General features: G+C 39.8%; 16 protein-coding genes. 10 read left to right on the top strand and 6 right to left on the bottom strand.

All coding sequences use genetic code 11. The features are described from left to right. Nucleotides 1-15 precede the first annotated feature (15 nt). The 6 genes from KA713_02370 (at nt 16) to KA713_02345 (ending at nt 7,075) form a co-directional block, all read left to right on the top strand. Nucleotides 16-1,092, top strand: a complete 1,077-nt coding sequence (locus KA713_02370; protein ID UXE67472.1) for an efflux RND transporter periplasmic adaptor subunit — start codon at nt 16-18, stop codon at nt 1,090-1,092. Continuing rightward, the gene (locus KA713_02365; protein ID UXE67471.1) at nt 1,089-2,348 is read left to right on the top strand and encodes an ABC transporter permease; all 1,260 of its coding nucleotides are present in this window, start codon (nt 1,089-1,091) and stop codon (nt 2,346-2,348) included. The genes KA713_02370 and KA713_02365 overlap by 4 nt, the downstream gene beginning before the upstream one ends. Next, nucleotides 2,349-3,032, top strand: coding sequence for an ABC transporter ATP-binding protein (locus KA713_02360; protein UXE67470.1), 684 nt, complete (start codon nt 2,349-2,351; stop codon nt 3,030-3,032). Nucleotides 3,033-3,228: 196 nt separating this feature from the next. Beyond that, the gene (locus tag KA713_02355) at nt 3,229-3,762 is read left to right on the top strand and encodes a heme-binding protein (protein UXE67469.1); all 534 of its coding nucleotides are present in this window, start codon (nt 3,229-3,231) and stop codon (nt 3,760-3,762) included. 43 nt (nt 3,763-3,805) lie between these two features. Continuing rightward, entirely contained in the window at nt 3,806-4,144 is a 339-nt protein-coding gene (locus tag KA713_02350) for a four-helix bundle copper-binding protein (GenBank protein UXE67468.1), read from the top strand. 426 nt (nt 4,145-4,570) lie between these two features. After that, the gene (locus tag KA713_02345; protein UXE67467.1) at nt 4,571-7,075 is read left to right on the top strand and encodes a cation-translocating P-type ATPase; all 2,505 of its coding nucleotides are present in this window, start codon (nt 4,571-4,573) and stop codon (nt 7,073-7,075) included. Between the two features lie 106 nt (nt 7,076-7,181). Here the strand turns inward: KA713_02345 and KA713_02340 are convergent, their stop codons facing one another. Further along, nucleotides 7,182-7,370: a hypothetical protein gene (locus tag KA713_02340; protein ID UXE67466.1), complete on the bottom strand. Its 189-nt coding sequence runs from the start codon at nt 7,368-7,370 to the stop codon at nt 7,182-7,184. Between the two features lie 385 nt (nt 7,371-7,755). Between KA713_02340 and KA713_02335 the strand changes: the two genes are divergently transcribed. Beyond that, nucleotides 7,756-8,349, top strand: coding sequence for a YceI family protein (locus tag KA713_02335; protein ID UXE67465.1), 594 nt, complete (start codon nt 7,756-7,758; stop codon nt 8,347-8,349). Nucleotides 8,350-8,423: 74 nt separating this feature from the next. Next, nucleotides 8,424-8,609: a CsbD family protein gene (locus KA713_02330; protein UXE67464.1), complete on the top strand. Its 186-nt coding sequence runs from the start codon at nt 8,424-8,426 to the stop codon at nt 8,607-8,609. Between the two features lie 139 nt (nt 8,610-8,748). Here the strand turns inward: KA713_02330 and KA713_02325 are convergent, their stop codons facing one another. Together KA713_02325 and KA713_02320 are read right to left on the bottom strand one after the other, a co-directional pair. Continuing rightward, a complete protein-coding gene (locus KA713_02325) occupies nt 8,749-9,081 on the bottom strand; it encodes a hypothetical protein (protein UXE67463.1) in 333 nt (110 codons plus the stop codon). Then, nucleotides 9,068-9,268, bottom strand: a complete 201-nt coding sequence (locus tag KA713_02320) for a hypothetical protein (protein ID UXE67462.1) — start codon at nt 9,266-9,268, stop codon at nt 9,068-9,070. The genes KA713_02325 and KA713_02320 overlap by 14 nt, the downstream gene beginning before the upstream one ends. A gap of 159 nt (nt 9,269-9,427) precedes the next feature. On the opposite strand from KA713_02320, the gene KA713_02315 reads away from it, so the two are divergent. Further along, on the top strand, nt 9,428-10,438 hold the full coding sequence (locus KA713_02315; GenBank protein ID UXE67461.1) for a metal-dependent hydrolase: 1,011 nt from the start codon (nt 9,428-9,430) through the stop codon (nt 10,436-10,438). Nucleotides 10,439-10,516: 78 nt separating this feature from the next. Here KA713_02315 and KA713_02310 read toward each other — a convergent pair whose 3' ends face one another. The 3 genes from KA713_02310 to KA713_02300 all read right to left on the bottom strand — a co-directional run bounded on the left by KA713_02310 (nt 10,517) and on the right by KA713_02300 (nt 16,346). Next, entirely contained in the window at nt 10,517-11,689 is a 1,173-nt protein-coding gene (locus KA713_02310; GenBank protein UXE67460.1) for a hypothetical protein, read from the bottom strand. A 278-nt stretch (nt 11,690-11,967) separates the two neighbouring features. Further along, on the bottom strand, nt 11,968-15,870 hold the full coding sequence (locus KA713_02305; protein ID UXE67459.1) for a PAS domain-containing protein: 3,903 nt from the start codon (nt 15,868-15,870) through the stop codon (nt 11,968-11,970). Then, a complete protein-coding gene (locus tag KA713_02300) occupies nt 15,867-16,346 on the bottom strand; it encodes a response regulator (GenBank protein ID UXE67458.1) in 480 nt (159 codons plus the stop codon). The genes KA713_02305 and KA713_02300 overlap by 4 nt, the downstream gene beginning before the upstream one ends. Nucleotides 16,347-16,626: 280 nt before the next feature. On the opposite strand from KA713_02300, the gene KA713_02295 reads away from it, so the two are divergent. Then, nucleotides 16,627-16,962 (top strand): response regulator, encoded by a 336-nt coding sequence (locus KA713_02295; GenBank protein UXE67457.1) that lies wholly within the window; start codon nt 16,627-16,629, stop codon nt 16,960-16,962. Nucleotides 16,963-17,025: the final 63 nt, after the last annotated feature.

Below are 17,025 nucleotides of genomic sequence, written 5' to 3'. Positions count from 1 at the left end.
TTTATCGAGTTGACCATGAAAATCAATATCTTTTCGTTAGTCATACTAGTAGCTTCCTGTAAAGGAGGTTCGGAAAAAACCAAACCAACTATTGAAGCCATCTCAGAATCCGTTTATGCCTCCGGAGTGGTTAAAAGCAAAAATCAATATCAAGTCTACTCAACTGTAAACGGCTTGATTGAAGAAATATTTGTTACGGAAGGCGATTCCGTAAAAATTGGCACACCGTTGATGAGCGTTGTAAACGAGCCATCCAGGCTAAATGCACAAAACGCTAAACTTGCCGCTGACTATGCAGACTTGCATACCAATGCTGACAAATTGAAAGAAGCAAAAATTGCTATTGATCTTGCATTTAGCAAAAAGGAAAATGATTCGCTCCTTTTATTTCGTCAAGAAAACTTATGGGCGCAAAATGTAGGCACACTGGTTGAGTTAGAACAACGTAAGCTTACCTATAAAACCTCCAAGACGAATTATGAAACGGCCTATCTCAGCTATCGAAATTTAATAAAGCAGCTTGAATTCACTGCCAGTCAATCAAAGACAAACCTGAAAATCACCAATGCTATTGCGGGCGACTATATTATTAAAAGTGAAGTTAATGGTAAGGTTTTTAAAATTCTGAAAGAAAAGGGCGAATTCACAAATACAATAAATCCGGTGGCAGTAGTGGGCGATGCTACTGATTTTTTGATTGAATTGAAAGTAGATGAGTATGATGTGGCACGTATTCGCGAAAACCAAAAAATCTTGCTCACCATGGATAGTTACAAAGGCAAAGTTTTTCAAGCGAAAGTAGCAACCATAGAGCCGCTAATGAACGAACAATCCAGATCGTTTACAGTCAATTCGATTTTTATAACAAAGCCATCCGTACTTTACCCAAACCTTTCGGTGGAAGCAAACATTGTCATTCAATCCAAAGAAAAGGCTATGACGATTCCAAGAAGTTATTTGATGGGAGATTCTTTGGTACTTGTAAACAAAAATGAAAAAAGAAAGGTAGTGATCGGCCTGAAGGATTATCAAAAGGTAGAGATAAAATCTGGATTAAAAGCAAGCGATGTAATCTATAAACCAGCTTTATGAACATCCGCCTGATTTTTAGAATTGCTCAATCACTTCTGCTGGCCAGATGGAAACAAACTCTCGTGGCCGCCATTGGTGTTACCTTCAGCATCACCATGTTCATTGCGCTCTTAAGTTTTATGACTGGGCTCAATGACTTATTGGATGGGTTGATACTGAACCGCACGGCTCACATCCGATTATTCAATGAGATAAAGCCCAACATCCATCAACCGATCAATTACTTTAGTGAATTCAAAAAAAGCCACAATTTTATCAGGTCGATAAAGTCCGGCAGTAGCCGTGAAGAAATCTATAATAGCGGAGCCATTATTCAAGCCTTAAGAAAGGATGGCCGTGTAACAGGTATTGCTCCTAAAATTACGGCACAAGTTTTCTTTAATGACGGTGCCATTGATATTACGGGTGTTGTCAATGGCATTGACGCAGAATCCGAAAGTAACCTTTTTCATTTTAGTGATTATGTGACTACCGGCAAACCATTGGATATTCAGAATGTTTCCAATAGCCTCATCTTAGGAAAAGGATTGGCAGATAAACTATTGGCGAACATTGGAGACGTAGTGCAAGTAACCACGGTAAAGCAAGAGCGGTTTTCCTTAAAAGTTGTAGGTTTTTTTGAATCCGGTTTGAAAGATCTGGACAAAGTACAGAGCTATGCATCTATTGGCACTACACAAAAGATACTCGGTAAACCGAACAACTATATCACCGATATTTCAATTAAACTTACCGACATGAGTGAAGCTCCACAGATAGCGAAAGAGTACATGCAGTTGTTTCAAACAGATGCGGAAGATATACAAACAGCCAACGCTCAATTTGAAACAGGCTCTTTTGTAAGATCGCTTATTTCATATGCCGTTGGCATTACGCTCTTAGTGGTAGCTGGTTTTGGCATTTACAATATTTTAAATATGATGATCTATGAAAAGATGGACTCCATTGCCATCTTAAAAGCTACGGGGTTTTCTGGTAAAGATGTGAATAGAATTTTTTTGGTGATCGCACTCAGTATTGGTGTGTTTGGTGGAGTGCTAGGTCTACTCTTTGGTTTTTTGGTTTCCTTTGGTATTGATCAAATACCTTTTAATACGGCATCCCTCCCAACTATCAAAACGTATCCGATCAATTACAGCCCTGTGTTTTACTTGATTGGTTCTTCCTTTTCTCTAGTCACTACTTACTTGGCAGGTTGGGCACCTGCAAGAAAGGCTAGCAAGGTAGATCCAGTCGTTATTATTCGTGGTAAATAGATGGACTCGAACATCGTTCTTCAGGCCAATCACATCAACAAAAGTTTTCACGACCCTGTTACCATCAGCGTACTAAAAGACATTACGTTCTCAATAGATAAAGGTGATTTTGTTTCCATCATTGGGAAATCTGGTTGTGGGAAATCTACGCTGCTCTATATACTTTCCACAATGGACACTGACTATGAAGGTGAATTGCTATTAAGTGGAGAGCAAATGCACAGCAAAACAGAAAAGGAGTTAGCGCGTGTACGCAACGAGCAGATTGGATTTGTTTTTCAGTTCCATTATCTATTAAACGAATTTACAGTTTTAGAAAACGTCATGCTACCTGGTTTGAAATTAAACAAATTACCAGAAGAACAAGTAAGGCTAAAGGCCTTAGAAAAGTTAAAGCGATTGGACATCGAAAAATTGGGCGATAAGAAAGCAAACCAATTGTCGGGTGGAGAAAAGCAACGAGTGGCTATTGCCCGGGCATTGATCAATAGCCCACGCATTATTATGGGTGATGAACCTACTGGTAATCTTGATAAAAAGAACAGCGAGATTGTTTTTACAATTTTCAAAGAACTAGCAGAGGTAGATAAACAATCCCTCCTAATTGTTACCCACGATACTGAATTTGCTAAACGAACCCACCGCACTATAGAAATGGAAGACGGGAGAATTATCAAACAATAGTATTCGTTAAACCGATGCTGGATTCGACTAGAGATGTGAATTCCATAACTTATTCAAAAAGTTGTGTAATGTCTTTTCAATTCCAAAGTAGCAGGTTTACGTGATGGAAAAATGGTGGCACGTAAAATCAAAAATCCCTATGATCATTATTGCTGTTCTAACTGGCCTTTTCTTTATTTTTCAAACCTACGTTGTTATGTCAACCAATAAATCGGAGTCACAAAAGTATGATGTATTGCGCACTGAAAAGGATTTTGAAATACGCTTCTACCCTGCTGTCGCTATGGCAACCATCACAAGCTCTTTAAAATCACATAAAGAGTTGGGCAACTCTGGATTTAAGAAACTAGCCAACTACATCTTTGGAGGCAATAAAGACGGAAAGCAAATCGCGATGACCACACCTGTTCGCATGAAGGTCTCGGATTCACTATCTTCTATGAGTTTTATCATGCCCGCGGTTGACACAAAAGATAGCTTGCCATTGCCCAATGACCCTGCGGTAAAGATTGACACGGCCCCGGATGAATATGTAGCGGCCATTAAATTTGAAGGCTTTGCCTCAGAAAAGGATATAAAGTTTTATACGGAAAAATTAGAAAACTCATTGAAGGAAAAAGGCATTTCTTACAATGGCAATTTTCGTTTTCTGGGGTACAATCCTCCTTATCAACTGATGGGAAGAAAAAATGAAATAATTGTTGGCATAGATTGGGATATGAAGAAATAGGATTTTAGGTGGATTTTAAACTGGCAACTAAATAGCGGATGATATGAGTCACGAAAAATTTAAAGCATGTATTGATGCCTGCAACGATTGTGCAGCAGCCTGTGAGCATTGCGCTACTTCTTGTATCCATGAAAAAGAGGTGCAAATATTAGCGAAATGCGTGGAGCTAGATCGCTACTGTGCTGATATGTGCCGTATGGCGGCAGCATTCTTGGCAAGGTCTGACGAACACCCACTCTATTTTACCAAGAAGTTTTGTAAGCTATGCGCAGAAATCTGTACCGATTGTGCATCAGAGTGTGAAAAACATACACACATGGATCATTGCAAAAAATGCGCGGAGGCTTGTCTTAAATGCGCGGCAGAGTGTGATAAAATGTAATTGAAAACTAGGAGACCTTCCCTATCGCTCAGTTTATTGGCTGTAATATTATCTGTGTCAGTTGCCAACTAGATTATGTATCATTAGAACCTGTTCAGGTACAAATGCCAAGGCCTCAGCAACCGAGCACTGTACCTATTTGGGTCAATGGATGGCTGGGTATATGAAAGACCTTCGCGCAACTATGTGCAGCGCAATGGCTAGTGGGCAATGCCACGAAGAGGGAGAGCTTATAGCCCAGGTTATTGGAGAAAATCAAGAAGAGGGGTTGCTTGGGTAAACGGGCATTGGTAAGGATTTTGTATCTTGCTCGAATACAGTAAACATTGGTTTATGCATACATTTATTGACTACATAAAAAGGGGGCAACTTATTTCTAGCAACAAACAGTTGATCAGTTAGATCGATGCAATAGATGCTCAAACCATGCCAACAAATCATTTCAATATACAAGGCCTAACGGCAGACCAAGTTCTTGAGTCGAGAAAGAAATTTGGCCTCAACAAAGCAGAGTATAAAAAAGAAAATAGATTTCTTAGTGCTTTGGCTAAGTATGCGAAGGACCCAATGATTATTCTGTTATTGGTGGCCTCTTCCATTTACTTCATCAGCGGAAAAACTACCGATGGGATCTTCCTCGCCTCTGCGATCGTACTGGTTTCACTCATTTCCTCTTTTCAAGATTCCAGAAGTAGAAATGCATTAGAGAAATTGAAAGACTTTACCCAACCCAAGTGTAAAGTCATTCGCAATGGAAAAACAGAAGAGATAAAGAGTGAAGAACTAGTAGTGGGCGATAGTTTAGTCGTTGAAGAAGGATCAGCTATCGCTGCAGATGGATTAATTGTGCACGCCAATGATTTTTCGGCAAATGAGTCTATACTGACGGGTGAAGCATTATCTGTCCACAAAGACGAAACAGCAGAAAACAAGTTAATCTATCAAGGAACAACGGTGGCTAGTGGGTTAGCGATTGCCACCATCACCGCTATCGGTAGCCAAACTAAGCTAGGTAAAATAGGAAAAAGTTTGGAGGAAATAAAGGAAGAGAAGACGCCTCTTGAATTGCAAATAAACAATTTCGTAAAGAAGATGGCCATTGTTGGTGGTGCTATCTTCCTTATCGTTTGGGCAATAAACTACTTCCATTCCTACAATGTACTGGGTAGCTTGTTACAAGCGCTTACGTTAGCCATGAGTATTTTACCTGAGGAAATTCCAATTGCGTTCACCACATTTATGGCACTGGGTGCATGGCGAATGATGAAGATGGGCATTGTGGTAAAGCAAATGAAAACAGTGGAGACCTTGGGCAGTGCTTCGGTTATCTGTACGGACAAAACAGGTACGATAACCGAGAATAAAATGAGCCTAGCAAAACTCTTTGTGCTCTCTACCAATTCCATTTCGAATCCAGAAGAAAAATTCAATGACGATGATAGAGCACTCATCCGCTTGGCCATGTGGGCGAGTGAACCGATTCCATTTGACCCGATGGAGGTAGCCATTCATCAAGCATACACAACCTCAATGGCTGCAGATGAAAGGCCTCATTATAAAATGGTTCATGAATATCCGTTAGGAGGAAAACCTCCGATGATGACACACATTTTTGAAAATGACTCGAGCAACCGCATTATTGCTGCCAAGGGTGCACCGGAGGCATTAATGGCGTTATCCAAACTTACTGTAATTCAGAAACAACAGATTGAAGAAGCCATAAAAACACTGGCCAGCGATGGATACCGATTATTAGCGGTTGGAGAAGCAAATCTTAAGGATAACAATTTTCCTAATGCTCAACAAGAATTTCAATTTGCATTCAAGGGTCTTGTGGCATTTTCTGATCCGCCAAAGAAAAATATTAAGGCCGTGCTAGAAAATTTCTATAAAGCTGGCATTGCCGTAAAAATTATTACAGGCGATAATTCAGCCACCACATTGGCCATTGCAAAACAAGTTGAATTTAAAGGCTTTGAAAAGAGCATTACAGGCGATGAACTCATAAAATTGCCAGAGTCTGAATTACAAGAAGTAGTTTTAAGTACGAGCGTATTTGTGCGGATGTTTCCTGACGCAAAACTTAAGATCATTAATGCGCTGAAAGCAAAAAATCAAATTGTGGCCATGACAGGTGATGGTGTCAATGATGGCCCCGCACTAAAGGCCGCACATATTGGCATAGCGATGGGAAAAAAAGGAACGGAGATTGCCAAACAAGCCGCTTCGTTGGTTCTCTTAGAAGATGACCTCTCTAAAATGGTTGATGCCGTGGCGATGGGTAGAAAAATCTATGGCAATCTCAAAAAAGCCATTCAATTTGTTATTTCCATTCATATACCCATCATTCTTACCGTTTTTATTCCGTTGGCATTGGGATGGATTTATCCCAATATATTTTCGCCTATCCATATTATCTTTTTAGAGCTGATCATGGGACCTACCTGCTCTATTATTTATGAAAACGAACCCATGGAGAAAAATACCATGGTTCAAAAACCGAGGCCCTTCACCACTACATTTTTCAGTTGGAAAGAATTAACTACCAGCATCATTCAAGGATTGGTGATAACCTTAGGAACATTGTTCATCTATCAATACGCGGTGAACCAGGGATATAGTGAGCCGCACACAAGGACAATGGTTTTTGCTGCGTTAGTGACGGCCAATATATTTTTAACATTGGTCAACCGCTCATTTTACTATTCAATTAGTGCTACGATGAAATACAAAAACAATCTAGTTCCATTGATCATCGGTGTAACCATTTTATTGACTGCCCTTTTACTGTACGTAAAACCTTTGACCAAATTCTTTGAATTTGAACAACTGAATTTGTCGCAGCTAGGTATGAGCATAGTAGTTGGGTTTGTATCGGTAGTGTGGTTTGAGTTGGTGAAGTGGAGAAAAAGAAAAACAAAGCCGATATAAACTTGGGGGCCTGTGGCCATTACCAAGGCTTTTGCTTTGCCTTTGAGGACATTCGAACCCATCAAGAGCGAATTGGTTCTCTTCGCTAACGGAGCATTTGCCGAAACTACAACACAATTTTTTCTACAGGAAAAGTTTCGCCCGTAAACGCAGCTTCATCAATATAGAGATCTTTAGACTCCATCAACAAACAGCCTGCTGGTACTACATATCCTGCAGACAGCAAGGTAACATCATCTAAAACTAGATTCTCAATCTGTACCTCTACTTCTTTCTCGTCCGCAGAACGAGACATTTTATTTGCACCATTTTTAACAACGCCTCTACTGAATTTGTTGCTCCTTTTTCTTGCCAAAAGGACGTAAGCCCAGTAGTAGAACTTGAAATTTTATTGAGGGCATCTTCTTTGGACAAATTCCAAAATGAAGCAAGACGATTAGTGTCTGTCGATAACATGGCTACAAGTTATGAATATCGACCAATACCTGCTCGGTATATGCGAATCATGTAACCAATCTGAAGAATTCTGTAATACTCAACTAAGTAAACAGTACCACATTTGATGCGTAGTCAGGCGCGCTGGTTTCGATTAAGCCAGTATTGAGGCGGATTTATGAGACCCAATACAGGCATTTAGGTAACGACATAATTATTAAACGAGAACTTTAAAATAAAACATAATGACAAAAGAAATTAAATGGACTGTTGACCAATCGCATAGCGAAATCTCATTTAAAGTGCGGCATCTGATGATTGCCTCTGTAAAAGGCTCGTTTAAAGTTTTTGATGCGAACATATTTACAACGGGCAAAGATTTCACAACGGCCGAAATCAATCTATGGATAGATGTATCCTCCATATCCACTGGCGACCAAAAGAGAGATGATCATTTAAAAAGTTCGGAGTTTTTTGATCTTGAGAGGCATAAGCAAATCACCTTTACGTCAAGCACAATTGCAAAAAAAGGGGCAGATGGCATCCATGAACTTTGGGGTGAACTCATGATGATTGGTGTAACCAAAAACGTAAAACTAGAGGTTGAATTTGGAGGGATCATAAAAGATCCTTGGGGAAATGAAAGGGCTGGTTTTACGCTAACAGGAAAAATCAACCGAAGTGATTGGGGTCTAAACTGGAACGCAACTATCGAAACGGGTGGAATGATGGTGGGCGAGGAAGTGTCAATCGCGTGTGAGGTGGAATTGATTCACGCCATCACTCCTAAATCAAGCGAGGGATGTGAACCAATAAAGCATCAAGAAGTCACTTTTTAATTAACAAGTACAGGTCGATAAAAGATTTTATTTATAGCTGAACCGCCAGATGCGGGATTTTAAAACCAATAACAATGAACACAACAGAAGTGAAAGGAAACTGGAACGAACAGAAAGGAAAACTTAAAAAAAAGTTTGCCATGCTGACTGACAACGACTTAATGTTTGCCGAAGGCAAAAAAGAAGAAATGATGGGAAAGCTTCAAGTAAAACTGGGAAAAACAAAAGACGAATTGCATAAAATAATTTCCGCATTATAGTTTCTAAAAAAGATACTGGAAACGGTATCTTTTTTTCCTTCTCTTACAAAAGTGATTTACCCATTCAATAGATTCGGAACGTGGAAAGTGAAATAGTTTATTTCTTTATTGCTAATTAAGAAACATACTACTCTACGTTTTACAATTTATCCTCCCCTCGTCCAACAATTGCTTTCGAAGAGAATGTTTTTACGAGCATGGGCACAATCAATCGCATCAACCAATTTGATTTAGACAAAAACTTTTGTCCTACCAATAAATCAATTCCGGCAGAGGTGGCGAACTTTAACAGAGAGGTGTTGCTGTCTTTCTTTTTAAAGATGTTTAGAATGGGCAATAGATACAAAAATGGCTCTACCTTGTCTTTTAAGGCCGAAATACCTTTGTTGAGAATCGCTTTTTGTTCAGCAATTCTTGCCTCTATCAGCTTTTGCTCGGCCATCAATTCAGTATAGTTGCTAATCTTGTTCATAAATCTTTTTAATGATGGCATCTCGGATACGTGGGATAATCAGTTTTCGGGAGGCAATGAGCACCCCAATGAATAGAAGGAGATAAATCCCACTCACCATAAAGAATCCAAGTTTCATGTTATGGAGTGATTCGCCCAACCACCACGCTGCTCCTAACCCTACAAACAACAAAACAAAAACGGCCATTAGCATGCACAAGATACTGATGCTTCTCGAATCGATTTGATGCGCTCTTTAATCGTGACTTATCCTTAACAGTTGAGTAGAAAATTCTACACAAGTGTGAGAAATTGCCTGACAAAGATCATTTGCAAATCTGGTATATTTACAACTCGGTTACACAATATGGATTCATTGACGCACATAGCCCTTGGCGCATTAATAGGTCAAGCCTATGCCGGAAAGGTAATGGGCAAACGTGCTATGCTAGTGGGTGCCGTTTATCAAAGCCTGCCGGATATTGATATCATAGCTGGATTGTTTTTGTCTCCCACTGAGAATATTCTATTCCATCGGGGCATTAGTCATTCATTTCTCTTTGCTGTACTCATGTCGCTTGTTATCGCATATTGTGCCCACCGGTGGAGACGAATAGATAATTTTGGACTTACACATTGGATGATGTTTATCGGATTGGAAATATTTACACACTTATTGATTGACAGCTTGAATGCCTATGGCATTGGATGGCTGGAGCCGTTCAGTAACCAGCGCTTTTCGTTTAATGTAATCTTTGTTATTGATCCTCTTTTTTCCGTGGGATTGGGCATTTCATGTATTGCACTATTGATCTTGCGTGGCAGTCATCCCAACAGAAAATTTTGGGCAAGCGGGGCTTTGCTTTTGAGCTTCTTTTATTTAGGCTTTTGTATAAAAAATAAATTATCCATCAATCAGCAAGTGGAGAGTTCCCTAAAAAATCAAAAAATATCCTATGAAGGGTATATTACAACACCCACAGCACTTAATAATTTATTATGGTACTGTGTAGCCAAGAGCGACTCCGGCTATTACATTGGCTATCGATCGATCCTTGATCACTCAGCAGGTATTCATTTTACTTATTTCGATCGCAAGCAGTGGTTGCTAAATGGCCTTTTACAAAATTCTGAGGTGAAGAATTTATTACAATTTTCAAATGGATACTATACCGCAGAGAAATTAAGTGATGGCTTGATCTTTAATGATCTGAGGTTTGGCCGAATTGGAGGCTGGGAAAAAACATCCACCCGCTTCACGTTTCATTATTATTTAGAAAAGCCAACTGAAAATCTGTTGGTTGTGCAACGTGGACGGTTTGCTGAATGGAATTGGGTATCACTAAAGTCGTTGGTCAAACGAATGGGGGGTGATTAACGAGCCTTTACTTATTTTTTTGGCAGGGAACTCTTAAGGGGATTATCTATTCTTAAAATGCTGCCGAAGTGCCTTCACCTATTCCTGCTGACTTTTTCTAAACGTGAATAACACAAGCATAAACCGCAAAAGATTGTAAGCAATCCCTTGTAAAACGCGCTTGGCAAAATTTATTTCCCGTTGGTAGGAATCTTTTGTAATTTGAACACATTCGGTTTCGATAATAGTTTCTAAAGTTCCTTCTGTCTGTAGCACAAATGCATCATTCAAAATTTCCAAGTTTAGCTCAATGCTTGCATACGCACTTAAGTTATTGACATTATAAGAACCCACGGTTGCCCATTTGCTATCGCAGGTGGCAATCTTTCCATGCAACACGCTGCGCTGATATTCATAAATTTGAATATTATAGCGCATGAGCCAATCGTATAAGTATCGTTCAGCGAGTTTCGCCAACAACACATCCGAAATTCCTGTCAATATCACCTGCACGCTAACGCCTCGCTGCGTAGCTTGTCGAAGTTTTCTTCGAAAAGAATGCCCTGGTAAAAAATAAGGAGACATAATGATGACACGAGAAGATGCTCTCTTCAACATGGCCAAGTAACTCTTGGTAACGTCTGATTTGCGTGCACCCCAATCATTTATATTTACTTTGATTGAACAAGTCTGCTTATTGCTTAGGTTGACGGTTGGGGTGCGATGGTTTTGAAAGCGGAGAGAATAATCCATCATTCGTTTCTTACAAACCAACTCCAATTCTTCAGAAACTTCCCCTTCAGAATAAACAGCCCAATCCAACCAAGCTACACTTTCTGGAAAATCGTTGTATCGATCGCTAATGTTTAGACCTCCAACCAAACTTCGAAAGCTATCGACTACCACAATTTTATGATGAAGGCGCCTGCCCAAATACACCTTTTTATTTTTGATAAAGGAAGTAAACCATTTAAAATGGATTCCAACACTTTTCATTTCATTAACCAATTCAGTTGAAAAGTTTTGTGACGCGTAACCATCGATCAATAGATGTACTGACACGTTTCGTTTGGCAGCCCTTATTAAAGCGGTGGCAATGGTCTTACCTGTTGCATCTTCATCAAAAATATAGATTTGAAAGCTAATGGAATCTTTTGCTTGATCAATCATGTTTTCAAGCAATTCAAAATAGGCTCTTCCACCTTTTACTAAACGAACGCAATTTTGATTTGTAAAAACAGGCTGTGTATTTTTAAATATGTTCTTCGTCATGAAAGTTAACGCAATTCCAGATTGGCATCTAAGGTAAATATTATTGAGCAAATACTACATCTAGGACACCACGGGTAGATTTCAGTATCAGCAAAGAATGCGTAGCGTACGTCCATCAGCATATGGAATTATCTCCCCGTCATTTCCATATTTCTAGTGTATTTGAGGGTAATGCAGATACCGAGAGGAAAGTCTCTTAGGTAGCATGCTTCGCTTGCCTTCGTTCTTGGTTTGATAACAGATACTCTTGTTTACAAAGTTCTATAGTTTGATCATACTTAAATACTATTGTTAGCACCAAGTTCAGGGAAATAGACGTCAAACGTGGCACCCTTATCTAGTTCACCCTTTGCAGTTATGATGCCATTGTGGTTCTCTACAATTTTCTTCACAATGGCTAAGCCAATTCCCGTTCCTGCATACACCTCTTTTCCATGAAGCCTTTGGAACAAATCAAAAATCTTTTTTTCAAATTTTGGTTCAAAGCCAATACCATTGTCAGCTACAGAAATATGATGATAGATTGATTCTGACAGTATTTTTCCTTGAGCAAATTCCGTTTTATTGGGAATATTACTCCCTTTTAGCATTTCACTCTTAATAATAATGTGGGGTAACCTTTTGCTGCTGGAAAACTTGAGCGCATTGCCAATTAGGTTCTGAATGAGCTGACGAAACTGAAAAGGAATAACATTAGCCGTGCCAAGATCACCCGTTTCAAGAGTTGCTTTCTTTTCTTCAATTGTCTCTTTGAAATCAGTAATAACTTCCTGTACAATTTTCGTGAGGTCATCGTTTTCAAACTTATGCACCTTGGTGTTGTTGCGTGAATAGGAAAGCAAATCATCAATAAGGACTTGCATACGGTTGGCTGCATTGCCCATACGCTGAAAATAGTCTTTGCCTGTTTCACTAAGAGTAGCCCCTTCTTTCTCCTCGATCATTTTAGCAAACGTCTGTATCTTGCGCAGGGGCTCTTGCAAATCGTGACTAGCTACATACGTAAACGATTCCAGCTCTTGGTTAGCAGTTACTAACTCCGTTCCTCTTTTTTCTCTTTCTATATTTTGAATAGCAAGTTGCTCGTTGGCCGCCACCAATTCGGCTTCGCGTTTTTCTTTTTCTTCATTCTCTTGCTTTAGTATTTCGTTCAACGTTTTAAGTGCAGCCGTACGTTCTTTAACTTTTTCTTCCAATTCTGCTGAACGGATGGCTTGATCTTCCAAGTTTTTTCTTTTTGCAATCACTTGCTCGGTCACCTCATAGCCTACTGCAATCACTCCTGATATACTTCCATCTTGTTCGACCAGAGGCTGATAGCAAAAACTAAAAAATCCGCTTTCCTTTCTATCCTTTCTTATAAATGGCACTTCCATTTCATCGGCATAAAACGGAACACCTGTTCGCATTACCTCATCAAGAAGATCTTTGAAACCTTGAGGTATCAATTCAGGTATTGATTCGAAAAGGGGTTTATTAACAAATTCTCTTCCCCTATTAAGCAACTGCAAGTAGGCATCGTTGGCCAACTCTACATAGTACCCTTCTTTTCTTATAATACAAATGGAGACGGGTGCTTGGGCTACCATACTCTGAAATCGATGCAAGAGCTCTTGAATTTGCCGCTCGTGATTTTTTCTATCCGTAATGTCTTTGATGGCAAGTAAAATCAGTTTCTCTTCACTGTTGGCCTTTATGATCTCGCGCGCATTCAGCAACATAATGCGCTCCCCAATAGTTGAAAACGTTTGTTTTATTTCAAAATCATTGAACACCGATTTTTCAGGGAGGATTGTTTCCAGTAATTTTTTTAGAGCCTGTATGTTCCATCGCTGGTTGTCCAACTCATAAATTAATTTGCCTTCTACCTGTGTTTCCTTAACATTAAATGCCGTGTAATAAGCTTGATTAGCTGTTTTTACACGTAGCGTATTATCTAATACAAGCAGAGGCTCACGTATAGTGGCTATGATGGCTTCAGCATACTCTTTTGCCTCTGTCAGGTGCTCATTTAAGTTGATCAGTTCTTGGTTTACTACAATGAGCTCTTCATTTGTGCTTTGCAGTTCTTCCTTGCTGGTCTCCAGCTCTTCATTGAGACTTTGCGCTTCTTCACTACTACTTAGCAATTCCTCATTGGCGCTCTGCAGTTCTTCAATAGCAGCCTCTTGGTCTTCGGTAATGCTACGCATGTCTTCATGCGTTTGCGCAAGTTCGTTCCCCAACTGTTCTATGCGTTTGTCCTTTTGATCAGCCTTTACCTTGAATGCTTTTTTGCCATTCAACTTTGGTTGTTGTGGCGCTGCCGAACCATCATGAAAGAGGATGAGGTAATGAGGCTCTACAATATTTGGCAATGAAATCACTTCGATAGTTATCTGGTTGGGATGGCCATCGATTTTGAACGGAATGTTATTCTTAGCAACAGATTTATTCTCCTTCTTGGCTTTGTGCAAAAGATTTCGAAGTTCAAAAGCTAATCCATGCTTTGCCATTTTCAATACTTGGTAGCTGGGTTTGCCTGGTGCTTGTTCTAAATAGTTGCCTGTGCTGCCGCGAAAGTGAACAATGTCCAAGGCTTCATTCACCACTACGCCCACCGGGGTGTACTTGCCTAGTATGATGTCGTCAGCTGTTTTTTGGAAATCGGTTCGCGGGGGTTCGTTCCGTAGGTTTAGAGTTAGATCAGCTAAGTAGTGCTCACTCTGCCTGCTTGCGGAATGAGTCAGTTTTGAGGGTACATCTTTGCGTGTAAACAATTTATCTGTCTTGTCAGCCGAGGCAAAGAGATCGGTGACGCCACTAATAGTTTCGGATTTGCCGAGCAGTAGAAATCCTTTTTTATTGAGCGCATAGTGAAAAGGGGTAAGTGCCTTTTTTTGTAGATAAGGCTCCATGTAAATAAACACATTACGGCAACTGATCAAATCCATTTTGCCGAAGGGAGGATCTTTCAAGAAATTATGAACAGCAAAAACAAACGTATCGCGTATGGTTTTATTGATCTGGTAGTTTCCGTCTTTCTTTGTGAAAAATTGGTTGAGTTGCTGAACCGTTAATTTTTCAATTTCCTTTTTGGTGTAAATGCCTGTGCGCGCCTTGGCTATACACTGTTCATTAATATCGGTGGCAAAAATTTGATACGTTTCCTTTTGGTCTCCAAAGAATTCTTCCAGACAAATGGCAATGGAGTAGGCCTCTTCGCCTGTGCTGCACCCAGCTACCCATACCCGAATAGGTTCTCCGACTTTCTTATTTTTAGTAATAAGCGGAAATACTATCTTGGTGAGGTTATCAAAACATTTTTGATCGCGAAAAAAAGAGGTGACTGGAATGAGCATGTCTTGATATAACCCATCTTGTTCCGTTTTATTTTCTCTAAGATATTTCAAATAGTCACTGAGTGCTTCCCTTTTACTTAGCGCCATTCTGCGAAGAATTCTTCTGCGAATGGTACTCTTTTTATAATAGGTAAAGTCAGTTCCCCTTCTGATCCGAAGGAGTAAAATAATTTGCCTAAAGGTATCTTCGTCAGAAGAAGTGGTGATTTCTGCCTCGTGGCCTAAGCCATTTATACTTTTAGTCAACTCGATTATTTTGCTGGGTATTTTTTCAGGCGAGAGAACGAAGTCTACTACACCTGCCTGCACGGCACTGTTTGGCATGCTGCCATAGGCAGCAGATTTTTCATCTTGTGCAAAAGTAAGCCCACCGTGATCTTTAATAGCTTTCAACCCAAAGGTACCATCGGAGGCCGTACCTGATAACACCACACCAATAGCATGACTTTGATGAACTTCAGCCAACGAGGTAAAGAAAAGATCTATGGGCAGATTTCGCTCATTTTTATTTTTTAGTGGACGCATAGTGAGCTGCAACACACCATCATTGGCCACCATCATTTTGTTGCTGGGTATCACATAGATGTGATTGGGCTCCACCCGTATATCATCGGTAATCTCTAATACAGGGATGACAGTCACCTTTTGCAATAAATCGGGCAGCAGGCTTTCATGATTGGGGTCTAAGTGCTGTACAAGTACATACGCCATTCCAGAGTTTTCTGGTATAGCTTTCAGCAATTTTTTGAAAGCATCAAGGCCGCCAGCCGAAGCACCAATGCCCACCACGGGAAAAAAATTGGAAGAAAGTACTTTGGTTGGTTTGGTATTCCTTTTCACGAAGCAATAGTTGGAAGAAGCACGTAGTTGGCTTTTGTTCGCCCTGAAGAGTAATCGCCTGATGGGTGAAGTTGCTCATTCTGTAAGATCATCAGTACTTGAAGAATTAGTTCTTTGAGTTGTGAGAAATCACCTGGCTTGCGGATATAGTGCAGCGCGCCATTTTTAAATAACTGGTCAGCTACATCTTGCTGAAACGAGGTAGAGAAAATAATCACCTTAAGTTTCTTTAGTTTCTCACTTCGCTTTATTTCTTCCAAGCATTGCCAGCCATTTTTGCGCGGCATGTTGAGGTCCAGAAACAAAACATGAGGGAGTTCTTCTTCCATTGATTCAAGTAGATACAATAATTGTTCCCCGTTTTGCACAGTAGTTAGCTTGGTAGCTACCTGTATTTCTTCCAATGCCTCTATGAACAGAAAACAATCGTCCTCATCATCATCGGCCAATAATATAGAGAACGCTTTGTTTGCCATTGTTTAATGCTAATTAATCTGTGTAAATGGGTACATGTTAATAGACGATTGCCCTGATCTGGACTATACAAACCCTGCCCCCTTGCTATTCTACTTGCTATTTGGTAGCACTCAATGTAAGCATAGATTCGATATAAAAAGCGCGATGTAGAAATTATTCTACACTAATTCCGCATTAATTCCTCAATACTACTTTTTGACCCAGTTTAACCCTTTAGGGAGTGTTTGTTTATTGGTAAGGTTTTTATACTCATAGGGTTGAAAACACCAGAGTCAGAAGATGAAAAATAAAAAAGTGTTGATTGTTGATGATGAAGCAGATTTTGGCTTTTTGATGAAGGAATATTTTTCTAAAAAAGACTGTGAAGTATTTGTGGCTAACTCGATTGCTACTGGGCTTGGCTTATTGCAACAAGTAAGGCCAGATTATCTTCTACTCGATAATAACCTACCCGATGGCTTTGGCTGGAGCAAAACTGAATTTATTGTTGCCAACTATCCGAATACAAAATTAATATTGATAAGTGCGATGGAGGTTCCTACGACTAACTCTCCGTCTTTTCGCATTCTCTACAAACCAATGCTAGCGGGCGAGCTGAATAAGATATTCGTTTGATTTTTTGAATTGATCCCGATGGCTCTGGAACAAGTAGGGGAAAGCCATCAGTTTTGGAAAACC

Source organism: Chryseotalea sp. WA131a (assembly GCA_025370075.1).
Lineage (GTDB): Bacteria > Bacteroidota > Bacteroidia > Cytophagales > Cyclobacteriaceae > ELB16-189.
Note: the sequence above shows the minus strand (reverse complement) of the source record. Positions and strands in the feature narration are given on the sequence as shown.